Below are 11,889 nucleotides of genomic sequence, written 5' to 3'. Positions count from 1 at the left end.
TCCTGCTCGCCGGCCCCTCCGGCTCCGGGAAGTCGTACGTAGCGCGACAAACCGGCCTGCCAGTGCTCTGTTTGGACGATTTCTACAAGAATGGCGATGACCCATCGTTACCACGCCGAGACGGCCAGATCGACTGGGAGTCGCCCGCCTCGTGGGACGCCGAAACAGCCGTTGAGGTGATAACCCGACTGGCGATGGACGGTCGGGCAGACGTCCCGGTATACGCCATCAATGAGGACCGCCGGGTGGCCAATCGGCCGTTCGAGCTGGCCGACTCGCCACTTTTCGTGGCCGAAGGGATCTTCGCCGCGGAGATCGTCGAGGAGTGCCGACTCCGGGGCGTGCTCGCCGGGGCGTACGCGCTGCGCCGACCGCGCGGGGCGACCTTCCTCCGTCGACTGGCCCGCGACCTGGCCGAGCAGCGCAAGGGCCCCCGGGTGCTGCTGCGCCGGGGCGTGACGCTGCTGCGGGCCGAGCCGGCCGTGCTGCGCCGCCAGACCGGACTGGGCGCGGAGGCCGCCCGCGCCCGGGAGATCCTGCGTCAGGTCGCCGGTCTGCACCGCCCCGGCCACCCACCGGCCCGGTGAGCCGGCGCCGCAGACTCAGGCCAGCAGCTTGGCGTACGCGGGCTTGATGACCTCGTCGATGATCCGGAGCCGCTCGTCGAACGGGATGAAGGAGCTCTTCATCGCGTTGATGGTGAACCACTGCACCTCACGCCAGCCGTAGCCGAACGCCTCGCAGAGCAACGCCATCTCCCGGGACACCGAGGTGCCGCTCATCAGCCGGTTGTCGGTGTTCACGGTGACCCGGAACCGCAGGTCACGCAGCAGCCCGATGGGGTGCTCGGCGATCGACGCCACGGCACCGGTCTGCACGTTGGACGACGGGCAGAGCTCCAACGGGATCCGCTTGTCCCGCACGTACGCGGCCAGCCGGCCGAGCACCGGCTCCGCGCCGACGGTGATGTCGTCCACGATGCGTACGCCGTGGCCCAGCCGGTCGGCTCCGCACCACTGGATCGCCTGCCAGATGGAGGGCAGCCCGAACGCCTCACCGGCGTGGATCGTGAAGTGGAAGTTCTCCCGCTGGAGGTACTCGAAGGCGTCCAGGTGCCGGGTGGGCGGGAAACCGGCCTCGGCACCGGCGATGTCGAACCCCACCACCCCGTGGTCGCGATGGCGAACCGCCAGCTCCGCGATCTCCTGCGAGCGCGCCGCGTGCCGCATCGCGGTGAGTAGCGTGCCGACCCGGATCGGCGTACCGGCCTCGGCGGCGAGCGCACTGCCCTCGACGAACCCGGCCAGCACCGCCTCGACCACCTCGTCCAGGCTCAGACTGCGTTCCAGGTGCTGCTCCGGGGCGAAGCGCACCTCCGCGTAGACCACCCCGTCCGCGGCGAGGTCCAGTGCGCACTCCCGGGCCACCCGGCGCAGCGCCGGAGCGGTCTGCATCACGGCCACGGTGTGCGCGAACGTCTCCAGGTAGCGCTCCAGCGAACCCGAGTCGGCCGCCGCCACGAACCAGCGCCCCAGCTCCGCCGGGTCGGTGGTGGGCAGCTCGTGACCGACCTCGGCGGCCAGCTCGACGATCGTCGCGGGCCGCAGACCGCCGTCCAGGTGGTCGTGCAGCAACGCCTTCGGCGCCTTGACGATGTCCTCATACCCGATGTTCGCGGCCATGACCAGACCCTAGTCCGCAGCGGACCGCTGGGTACGCTCGGGAGCGTGGATCTGGCCTGCGACCTGCTGTGGTGATGGAAACTCGCGTCGTCGAGCGGCTGCGTTGCCCGGTCTGCGCAGACCCGCTGGGCGAGGTCTCCGCCGGTGCCGCCGGCACGTTGACGTGTCCGCGTCGGCACAGCTTCGACATCGCCCGGCAGGGCTACGTCAACCTGCTCGCCGGCCGCGCCCCGCACGGCGGGGACAGCGCGGAGATGGTCGCCGCACGGGCGGACTTCCTCGCCGCCGGCCACTACGACCTGATCTCCGCCGCCCTCGCCGAGGCCGCCACCCGCGTCACCGGGCAGGCCGCCACCCCGCACCCAGGTGTCCCGCGCTGCCTTTGCTCTGCTTCAACGGACGCACCGGTTTCCGGGCGTGTCTGTTGCGCCGAGGTAAGCAGAGCAAAGGGGCCGCACCAGGATGTCCCGACCGACGACGTCGGGGCGTACCCGCTGGTGGTGGAGGCGGGCGCCGGCACCGGTCGGCACCTCGCCGCGGTGCTGGCGGCGCTGCCGGCGGCCGTCGGTCTCGCCCTGGACGTCTCCAAGCCCGCGCTGCGCCGGGCAGCCCGGGCGCACCCCCGGATCACCGCGGCGGTCGCCGACACCTGGCAGCGTCTGCCGCTGGCGGACGCGTCGACGGCGCTGCTGCTGAACGTCTTCGCGCCCCGCAACGGCGCCGAGTTCCACCGGGTCCTCGCACCGACCGGGCGGCTGCTGGTGGTGACGCCGGCCGTCGACCACCTCACCGAGCTGGTCGACGCGCTCGACCTGCTCCGGGTCGACCCGGCCAAGGCGGACCGGGTCGCCGCCGGCCTCGGCGGGCACTTCGTCGAGGAGTCGCACACCGCGCACCGACAGGAGCTGCGCCTGACCGGTGCGGACGTGCGGACACTCGTCGGCATGGGACCGAGCGCCTGGCACACCGACCCGGCCGGGCTGGCCGACCGGATCACCGCCCTCGGCGAGCCGGTCCGGGTGACCGTCTCGGTCCGGCTCGGCGTGTACCGCCCGCGTCCCTAGGTGGAGAGGTCGACCTCTTCCCAGCCCGGGGGCTCGTCGTGGTACGGCCCGCGCAGCATCACCGCCCACTCCAGGGCCCAGCGGCGCTGGCCGATGGCGTTGGCGTCCACCAGCCCCGGCAACAACCGCCCGGCCCGGCTCACCTCCAGGTACGCCCAGTCCAGGCAGTAGTGCAGGTCGAGCAGGGCGGCGGCGTCGGCCGGATGCTGCGGCGCGGTCAGGATGCGGGCCTGCCAGCGTCGGAAGGTCTCCCCCTCGACGATGTTCGGCAGGCGCTCCACCAGCCGCTCGTCCACCGGCAGCGTGGGGTCGAGCTGCTTGGTCAGGCCGAGCACCCAGGTCAGGGCGAAGAGCGCGTCGTGGTGCAGCACGAACGAACGGTGGTCGCCCTTGGCGCCGGTGACGAACTGGAACTCCGGCGGGGTGACCATCTCCAACAGGTGCGACGCCAGCAACCAGCTCATCGCCGCCTGCGGCGGCATGCCGAAGCAGCGTGCCTGGATCAGGTGCAGGACGGCGATCCGCGCCTCGACCTCCGGGGTCGGCCGCAACTCGATCTCGTCGCCGGGCTCCCACACCAGCGGGAACTGCGGTGGCGGCAGTGGCAGCCGCAGCCGGGACAGCTCCTCCAGGCTCGCTTCACGCACCTCGCGAGGGTCGGGGGCAGGCACGATCACGGCAACATCCCTGTCTGGTCATGATGTCTCGGGCGCCGATTGTCCCCCCTGGCCTGCGAGGATAGCGGCCAGACCGGCCCGGCACCATGGGGCGCGACCAGGGCGGACTCACTCCACCCGTTCGAGGACCAGTGGATTCGGGACCGACGGTGTCGCCGCGAGCGTCACCGCCCGGGCCGCCTCCGCCAGCGCCCCCGGAATCCTCTCCGGACTCTCGGAACGCAGCTCGTAGAGAGGGTCACCGGCCCGCACCGGGTCACCGGGCCGCTTGTGCAACAGCACCCCGGCGGGGACGCTGACCGGGTCCTCCTTGCGCGCCCGGCCGGCGCCGAGCCGCCACGCGGCCACCCCCATGGCGTACGCGTCGACGGTCGCGACGTAGCCGTCCGTCTCGGCACGCACCACCTCGACCTCGGGCGCGGTGGGCATGGGCGCGTCGGGGTCACCGCCCTGTGCGCGGATCATCGACCGCCACACGTCCATCGCCCGCCCGTCGCGCAGGGCGGCGGCGGGATCGGCGTCGGGCAGCCCGGCGGCGTCGAGCATCTCCCGGGCCAGTGCCAGCGTCAGTTCCACGACGTCGGCCGGGCCACCGCCGGCCAGCACCTCGACCGACTCGGTGACCTCGACCCCGTTGCCGATGGCCAGGCCGAGCGGCGTCGACATGTCGGTGAGCAGGGCGACCGTGCGGACGCCGTGCGCGCCGCCCAGCTCCACCATGGTCCGGGCCAGCTCACGGGCATCGTCGACCGACTTCATGAACGCGCCGGAGCCGACCTTCACGTCGAGGACCAGCGCGCCGGTGCCCTCGGCGATCTTCTTGCTCATGATCGAGCTGGCGATCAGCGGGATCGCCTCGACCGTGCCGGTGACGTCCCGCAACGCGTACAGCTTGCGGTCGGCCGGGGCCAGCCCCGACCCGGCGGCGCAGATCACCGCCCCGAGATCGCGCAGTTGGGCGGTGAACTCCTCGTTACTCAGCGCGGCCCGCCAGCCCGGGATCGACTCCAGCTTGTCCAGCGTGCCGCCGGTGTGCCCGAGGCCGCGCCCGGAGAGCTGCGGCACCGCCGCGCCACACGCGGCCACCAGTGGGGTGAGCGGCAGGGTGATCTTGTCACCGACACCACCGGTCGAGTGCTTGTCCACGGTCGGCCGGGACACCGACGACAGGTCGAGCCGCTCGCCGCTGGCGATCATCGCGGCCGTCCACCGGGCGATCTCCGGTCCCGTCATGCCGTTCAACAGGATCGCCATGGCCAGCGCCGACATCTGCTCGTCGGCCACCGCCCCCCGGGTGTACGCGTCCACCACCCAGTCGATCTGCGCGTCGGAGAGCACTCCCCCGTCCCGCTTCGCCCGAATCACGTCAACCGCAGTAAACACACTCACCCTTGAGTCCCATCCCACCGCACCGGAATCTCCACCGGCGGCTCACCCTCACCGGCCCAGAAGATCGTCCCCGACGCGTCCACCACCACGACCCGGGGCGTACGCGCCAACCCCCAGGTGATCGCCTCCGCCGGGTCGTCCCAGGTCGGCGCCTCCTCCAGCACCCCGGTCTCGGCGCCCGCGTCGTCGCCGGCCGACCGTTCCCAGTAGGCCGTCCAGATCTGCTGGCCGGCGGAGAGGTCGGGGTGCACGAAGACGGTGCCGCGTCCGCGCCAGGCGGCCAGTCGGTCGGGGACCACCGGCACCGGCCGTTCCCGGGTGACCGCGTCGAGGTCGGCCACGTCGAAGGCGTGCGGCAGCAGCTCCGCCATCCGCAGCGGACCGCCCCTGGCCTCGATCAGACACTCCGGCCCGCCCTGTTCCCAGAGCAGTTGCCGGCAGCGCCCGCACGGCATCAGCGGCTCACCGGTGGCGTCGACGCAGGACAGCGCGACGATCCGGCCTCCGCCGGTGGCGTGCAGCGAGGAGACCACGCCGCACTCGGCGCAGAGCACCACACCGTACGCGGCGTTCTCGACGTTGCAGCCCACCACGACCCGGCCGTCGTCGACGAGTGCCGCCGCGCCCACCGGGAACTTCGAGTACGGCACGTACGCGTGCCGCATCACCTCGGTGGCGGCGGCGCGCAACCGCGCCCAGTCGATCTCCATGCTGCGCTCCCCTGGATCAGCCCTTGATGTACGGCTTGCCGTCGGCGGCGGGTGCCCGGACCCGGCCGACCAGCCCGGCCACGGCCAGGATCGTCGCCAGGTACGGCAGCATGGCCAGGAACTGGCCGGGGATGATGCTGTTGATCGCGCCCAGGTAGGTGGCCAACTGGTCGGCGAAGCCGAAGAAGAGCGCGGCGAGCAGCGCCCCCGTCGGGCTCCACCGACCGAAGATCAGTGCGGCCAGGGCGATGAAGCCCTTACCGCCGATCATGTTCTTGGTGAACGAGTAGAGCGCCAGCGTGTACGACGCGCCGCCGATGCCGGCCACCACCCCGGCCAGCAGTACGTTGCGGTAGCGCACCCGCAGCACCTTCACGCCCAGGGTGTCCGCCGCCGTCGGGTGCTCGCCGACCGAGCGGGTCCGCAGACCCCACCGGGTGCGGAACAGCGCGATGTGGATCACGAGCACCAGCAGCAGGGCGAGATAGAGGAAGATGTTCGCCTGGAACAGCGCCGGCCCGAGGACCGGGATGTCGGAGAGCAGCGGGATCTCCCAGTTGCTGAACCGGGGGGCGCTGTTGTAGCGCGCCGCGTCGGTCTGCATCAGCCGCTCGTAGAGGAAGCCGGTGATGCCGACCGCGAGCAGGTTCAGCACGATGCCCATGACCACCTGGTCGACCAGGTAGCGGATGCAGAAGACGGCGAGCAGCAGCGAGATGAACGCGCCGCCGATCGCGGCGGCGACCAGGCCCACCCAGATGCTGCCGCTGATGCTGCCGAACAGCGCGCCGCTGAACGCGCCCATCAGCAACTGCCCCTCGATGGCCACGTTGACCACGCCGGAGCGCTCGCAGAGCACACCGGCCAGCGCACCGAAGATCAACGGCAGGGCGAGCAGGAACGTGCCGCGCACGATGTTGACCAGCGGCATGAAGTTCTGCCCGGTCGGTGCGGCGGAGACCTGCCAGCAGAGGAAGGAGAGCACGAAGGCGACCAGACCGACGGCGAGCACCGGGACGAACCAGCGCTTCGGCAGGCGGGTGGCGAGCATCGCCGCCCCGGCGGCCAGCGCGATCAGTCCGAAGAGGACCGCGCCGACCGTCCCGTGGATCTCCAACGCGGCCCCGGCGGAGTCCTCGCTGAGCGTGAAGCGGGCCTGCTCACCGGTGGCGAGCGCGCCGAACAGCACGGTGGCCAGCAGGCCGAGGGCCGACAGCACCAGGCCCACCTTGCGGGTCCGGGTCCAGAAGCCCTCGTCGACCTGCGCGACCGCGACGTCGGGGACGGCCATGGTGGACATGCCTCACCAGCCCTTCGCGAGGCTCGTCTGCAACCGGGCGGCGCGGGCCGCCCGGAGCTGGAAGATCGCCTTCACCAGGGCCGGCGCGGCGATGAAGATGACGATCAGCGCCTGGAGCACGGTGACCAGCTCCAGCGAGATCCCCGAGTACGACTGCATCCGGTTGCCGCCGGCCTGCAACGCGCCGAAGAGCAGCGCGGCCAGCGCAACTCCCCACGGTTTCACGCGACCGAGCAGGGCTACCAGGATGCCGTCGAAGCCGATCTGCGCGACCACCAGCGGGGTCAGGGCGGCGGCCGTGGTGCCGAGCACCATCTGCGAGCCGCCCAGTCCGGCCAGCGCCCCGGCGAAGACCATGATCAGCACGTACGTCCGGGTGACGCTGATGCCGGCGGTGCGGGCGGCGTCCGGGTTGGCGCCGACCGCGCGCAGCTCGAAGCCGAGCGTGGAGCGGTTGAGCAGCCAGGCGACCGCCAGGGTGGCCAGCACGGCGAGGATGATCCCGGCGTGCGCCCGCAGCCCGTCCCCGAACAGGCGCGGCAGTTGGGCCGAGGCGTCCACCGGCCGGCTGATCGCGTCGGTGCGGTTCGGGTCCTGCACGCCGTTCTGCACGATCAGCCAGGTCAGGAAGTAGACCGCGATGTAGTTGAGCATGATCGTGTTGATCACCTCGTGGGCGCCGGTCCGCGCCTTGAGGATGCCGGGGATGAAACCCCAGATCGCGCCGCCGACCGCACCGGCCAGGACCGCGACCAGCAGGTGCAGGCCGGGCGGCAGCGGCAGCAGGAACCCGGCCAGCGCGGCCAGGATCACGCCCATGGTGGCCTGACCCTGGGCACCGATGTTGAACAGGCCGCCCCGGAAGGCCAGCGCTACCGACAGGCCGGTGAAGACCAGCGGCGCGGTGTAGGTGAGCGTCTCCGAGATGGGGCTCAGCGCCGCGTTGACGGTGGTGGCGGCCGGGTCGAAGACGCTGCCCTTGAACAGGTTCGCGTACGCCTCGCTGACCAGCGTCCAGCTCGCGTTGAGCGCGTCGGTGGGGCGGGCGGTGAAGTAGGCGTAGGTGCCCAGCACGTCCGGATCAGAAATGATCATGAGGATGGCGCCGACCACCATCGCCAGCACCAGCGACAGCAGCGTCACGGTGAACGTGTTGGCCGCCCACAGGTTCTCCAGGAACAGCCGGCCCAGGGTTGGCCGTCCCTGCGGGGACTGCCCGGTGGTGGCCGTCTCGGCGCGCTCGGTGTTGCCGATCGCCGTCCGGTTGGCCTGCTCCTCGCTCGCCGGTTCCTTGTCCGGCGAGCCAGGCTGGGAAGAAGTGGTCATGCCGGCACTCCGCTTCGCTCCGTACCGTCATGAGGCACCACCGCACTGAGCCTGATGATTCGCTCGCAGAGCTCGCTCATGCCGGCACTCCGCTTCGCTCCGTACCGTCATGAGGCACCACCGCACTGAGCCTGATGATTCGCTCGCAGAGCTCGCTCATGCCTTCTCGTCCTCGTTGCCGGGACCCTCGGGGGCCGGGGCCACGCCGTCGGTGGTGGCCGTGACGTCGCGGTCGGTGGTCGCGGTCGTGCCGTCGGCGCTCGCCGCGTCCGCGTCGGTCACCGCTGCGTCGTCCCGGTCGATGGTCGCCACGGCGGTGCCGCCGGCGGCTGGGGTGCTCTCCGGGGAACCGCCGGTCGCGTCGGGGGTGATGCCCGCCATCAGCAGACCGATCTCCTCGCGCGGGGTGTCCGGGCCGACGATGCCGATGACCCGGCCGCGATACATCACCGCGATCCGGTCGGCCAGCCCGATCACCTCGTCGAGTTCGCTGGAGACCACCAGCACGGCGGTGCCCACGTCGCGCTCGCGGATGACCTGGCTGTGGATGAACTCGATCGAACCGACGTCCACGCCCCGGGTGGGCTGGGCGGCGATGAAGAGCTTGAGCGGCCGGGACAGCTCCCGTGCCACGATCACCTTCTGCTGGTTGCCGCCGGAGAGCGTGCCCACCGGCGCCTGCGCCGACGAGGTCCGGACGTCGAACTGGTCGATCCGCTCCTGCGCCGACTTCGCGATCGCGTCCGGCTTGAGCGACAGCCCGCTGCCGAACGGCGGCCGGTCGTAGATGTCCAGCACCAGGTTCTCGGCGACGCTGAACTCCTTGACCAGGCCGTCGACACTGCGGTCCTCGGGGACGTAGCCGACCCCGGCGCGCAGCACCTTCTTGGTGCTCCAGCCGTCGACCCGCTGACCGTCGAGGCTGATCGTCCCGGCGAGCACCGGGCGCAGCCCCATGACCGCCTCGATCAGTTCGGTCTGCCCGTTGCCCTGCACGCCCGCGACGCCGAGCACCTCGCCCGCGCGTACGGTCAGGTCGACGCCGTCCACCGCGCGGACCTGCCGGTCGTCGTCGACGACCAGGCCGGAGATCTCCAGCACCGGCTCGCCCGGCGTGGCCGGCGCCTTCTCCACGGTGAGCCGCACGCTGCGGCCGACCATCAGTGCGGCCAGCTCGTCCCGGCTGGCGTCGGGCGACGCGGTGCCCACCGTCTTACCGCGCCGGATCACCGTGATCCGGTCGGCGATCGCCTTGACCTCGCCGAGCTTGTGGGTGATGAACACGATGGACTTGCCGGCGGCCTTGAGCGACCGCATCACGGTGAGTAGTTCCTCGGTCTCCTGCGGGGTGAGCACCGCGGTGGGCTCGTCCAGGATGAGCAGGTCGACGTCGCGGGTCAGCGCCTTGACGATCTCGACCCGCTGCTGGACGCCGACCGGCAGGTCCTCGATCACCGCGTCCGGGTCGACCCGCAGGTTGTAGCGCTCCGAGACCTCGGCGACCTCGCGGCGCGCGCGGCGCCGGTCCAGGAATCCGGCGATGCCGCCGCGCACCTGTTCGGCGCCGAGCATGATGTTCTCGGTGACGGTGAAGACCGGTACGAGCATGAAGTGCTGGTGCACCATGCCGATGCCGGCGGCGATCGCGTCGGAGGGGCCGCGCAGCTTGAGCGGCGTGCCGTCGACCAGGATCTCGCCCTCGTCGGGCTGGTAGAGCCCGTAGAGGACGTTCATCAGGGTCGACTTGCCCGCGCCGTTCTCGCCGAGCAGGGCGTGGATCTCTCCAGGCTCCACCGTCAGGTCGATGTGGTCGTTGGCGACCAGATCACCGAACCGCTTGGTGATGCCGCGCAGTTCGAGTCTCAGCGCAACCTCCTGGAGTGCGAAGCGATGGTGCAGCGTAGCTGCTGGCGGACGGTGTGCGGCCGGGACCCGACCGGGGGCGCGGACCGGCCGCCCCGAGCGCGGGTCTCCCCGCGCCGGAGCGGCCGGATCATGGGCTCCGCGTACCGGTCGCCCCGGTGATCGTCTCACCGGGGCGACCGGTGACGGGTCACTTCGGCTGGGCGGCCGACTCGACCTTGACGGTGCCGGCGGCGATGTCCGCCTTGAGCTTGTCGACCTCGGCCTTGAGCTCGGCCGGGACCTTGTCTTCGAACTCGTGGTACGGGGCGATCGAGACGCCGTCGTTGGCCAGCGTGCCGACGAAGCCCTCCTCGGCGTTGAGCTTCTCGCCACCGGCGGCCTTGAGCACGGCCTCCTTGACGGCGCCCGGGATGTTCTTCACCACGGTGGTGATGATCGCCGCGCAGTCCGGCGTGCTCTCGCAGCCGTCGACGTCCACCCAGATGGTGTTGTACTTGCCGCCGGAGGCCTTGGCCGCACCGGTGGTGCCGAGGCCGGCGCCGCCGGCGACCGGCATGATGATGTCCGCGCCCTGGGCGACCAGCGCGTCGCTGACCTTCTTGCCCTCGTCCTGCTTGATGAAGTCGTTGGTGAAGGAGCCGTTCTGGGTCTCCTTGTTCCAACCCAGGGCCTGCACGTCGGCGCTCTTGGCCTGGTTGTAGTGCGCGACGCCGTCGACGAAGCCGTCCATGAAGATGGTCACCGGCGGGATCTTCATGCCGCCGTAGGTGGCCACCTTGCCGCTCTCGCTCATGCCGGCGGCGACGTATCCGGCGAGGAAGCCGGCCTGGGCGGTGTCGAACTCCATCGGGTAGACGTTGCCCACCCCGGGGTTGGCGTCGACGATCGCGAACTGCTGGTCCGTGTTCGCCTCGGCGATCTTCTTGGTGGCGTCACCCATCAGGCCACCGACGGCCAGGATGAAGTTGCAGTCCTGGTTCACGTACTGGGTGAGGTTCGGCTCGTAGTCCGCCTCGGCCTTGGACGCGACGTACTTGATGTCGACGTTGCTGTTCTCGGCCTTGGCTTCCTCGAGACCCTTCCAGGCCGAGGCGTTGAACGACTTGTCGTCGATGCCGCCGACGTCGGTGACCATACAGGCGACGTACTTCTCGCCGCCCGTACCGGCGTTGTTGTCCTCATCCGGGGCCTCGCCACAGGCGGCGGCGCTCAGTACGAGCCCACCCGCCGCGATGACCGAGGCGATCCGCATCCCACGCACCGAGCGCAAGACGTCTCCTTCCCACTGCACACCGCGTGGTTGCGGTGGCTCCCTTGAACCGGCTTGCGCTGTGCCGCCGGCATCCCACGTTACGGACGCAGAGCGTACGCCCGCGCCCACCTGCCGAACGACAATCGTGCAGGACTGTTGGAGGCCTGTTACCCGTACGTAATGCTCCGGTGGGGCAGATCACTCAGGGTGGCGACAGGCGGGCGAAGGTGCGTCCGTTAAGTCCCTTTCCGACGATGATCGACGGGCTCGCCGCTCACCGCCAGAAGACCGCGACAGCGGCGTTGACCAGGGTCAATCCCACGATGGCGAGGAAGTGCCCACGGTTCACCTCGTCCCGCTTGCGGGAGAAGAAGACCATTACGAAGATCAGCAGCGCGAACACCAGCTTCGTCACAAGCTTCGCCGGTGCCGGCTCGTCGCCGTCGCGCAGCGGGGCGGAGAGCCCGATGCCGGTGGCGAGTTGGATCACCGCGCCCCAGAGCATCGCGGCGTTGATCCGGATCTTGCCGGTGAGGTATTGGGCGATCGCGCCGCCGAGCAGCAGCGCGAAGCCGATCAGGTGGCCGTAGAGGAGGATGAGTCGAAGTGCTTCCACCCGACCC

11 protein-coding genes are annotated in these 11,889 nt (G+C 70.9%); 2 read left to right on the top strand and 9 right to left on the bottom strand.

The genetic code is table 11. The features are described 5' to 3' along the window. Window positions 1–245: 245 nt before the first annotated feature. On the top strand, window positions 246–587 hold the full coding sequence (locus tag HUT12_RS32645) for a hypothetical protein (protein WP_254876712.1): 342 nt from the start codon (window positions 246–248) through the stop codon (window positions 585–587). Window positions 588–602: 15 nt separating this feature from the next. Here the strand turns inward: HUT12_RS32645 and HUT12_RS04195 are convergent, their stop codons facing one another. Continuing rightward, complete coding sequence (locus HUT12_RS04195) at window positions 603–1,682, bottom strand: adenosine deaminase (protein WP_131051648.1); 1,080 nt, start codon at window positions 1,680–1,682, stop codon at window positions 603–605. Between the two features lie 74 nt (window positions 1,683–1,756). Between HUT12_RS04195 and HUT12_RS04190 the strand changes: the two genes are divergently transcribed. Continuing rightward, window positions 1,757–2,746 (top strand): putative RNA methyltransferase, encoded by a 990-nt coding sequence (locus HUT12_RS04190; RefSeq protein WP_176092532.1) that lies wholly within the window; start codon window positions 1,757–1,759, stop codon window positions 2,744–2,746. On the opposite strand, the gene HUT12_RS04185 is transcribed toward HUT12_RS04190, so the two are convergent. From HUT12_RS04185 to HUT12_RS04150, 8 genes are all read right to left on the bottom strand, one after another. After that, window positions 2,743–3,423: a DUF4272 domain-containing protein gene (locus HUT12_RS04185; protein ID WP_131051650.1), complete on the bottom strand. Its 681-nt coding sequence runs from the start codon at window positions 3,421–3,423 to the stop codon at window positions 2,743–2,745. The two genes, HUT12_RS04190 and HUT12_RS04185, sit on opposite strands and share 4 nt — an antisense overlap. 108 nt (window positions 3,424–3,531) lie before the next feature. Next, window positions 3,532–4,812, bottom strand: coding sequence for a thymidine phosphorylase (locus HUT12_RS04180; RefSeq protein WP_131051651.1), 1,281 nt, complete (start codon window positions 4,810–4,812; stop codon window positions 3,532–3,534). Further along, complete coding sequence (locus HUT12_RS04175; protein WP_131051652.1) at window positions 4,809–5,522, bottom strand: cytidine deaminase; 714 nt, start codon at window positions 5,520–5,522, stop codon at window positions 4,809–4,811. The genes HUT12_RS04180 and HUT12_RS04175 overlap by 4 nt, the downstream gene beginning before the upstream one ends. A 16-nt stretch (window positions 5,523–5,538) precedes the next feature. Beyond that, the gene (locus HUT12_RS04170; protein ID WP_176092531.1) at window positions 5,539–6,822 is read right to left on the bottom strand and encodes an ABC transporter permease; all 1,284 of its coding nucleotides are present in this window, start codon (window positions 6,820–6,822) and stop codon (window positions 5,539–5,541) included. A gap of 3 nt (window positions 6,823–6,825) precedes the next feature. Continuing rightward, a complete protein-coding gene (locus tag HUT12_RS04165; protein WP_131051654.1) occupies window positions 6,826–8,148 on the bottom strand; it encodes an ABC transporter permease in 1,323 nt (440 codons plus the stop codon). A 156-nt stretch (window positions 8,149–8,304) separates the two neighbouring features. Next, window positions 8,305–10,182: an ABC transporter ATP-binding protein gene (locus HUT12_RS04160; RefSeq protein WP_343232750.1), complete on the bottom strand. Its 1,878-nt coding sequence runs from the start codon at window positions 10,180–10,182 to the stop codon at window positions 8,305–8,307. 19 nt (window positions 10,183–10,201) lie between these two features. Beyond that, window positions 10,202–11,266 carry a BMP family protein gene (locus HUT12_RS04155; RefSeq protein WP_176095645.1) on the bottom strand — a complete coding sequence of 355 codons (1,065 nt, stop codon included), beginning with the start codon at window positions 11,264–11,266 and terminating at the stop codon, window positions 10,202–10,204. A gap of 274 nt (window positions 11,267–11,540) precedes the next feature. Next, window positions 11,541–11,882, bottom strand: a complete 342-nt coding sequence (locus HUT12_RS04150) for a hypothetical protein (protein WP_131051655.1) — start codon at window positions 11,880–11,882, stop codon at window positions 11,541–11,543. Window positions 11,883–11,889 lie beyond the last annotated feature (7 nt).

The sequence above is a fragment of the Verrucosispora sp. NA02020 genome (genome assembly GCF_013364215.1).
Classification (GTDB): Bacteria; Actinomycetota; Actinomycetes; order Mycobacteriales; family Micromonosporaceae; genus Micromonospora.
The sequence above is the reverse complement of the archived record's forward strand: the minus strand, read 5'-3'. Positions and strand labels throughout refer to the sequence as shown.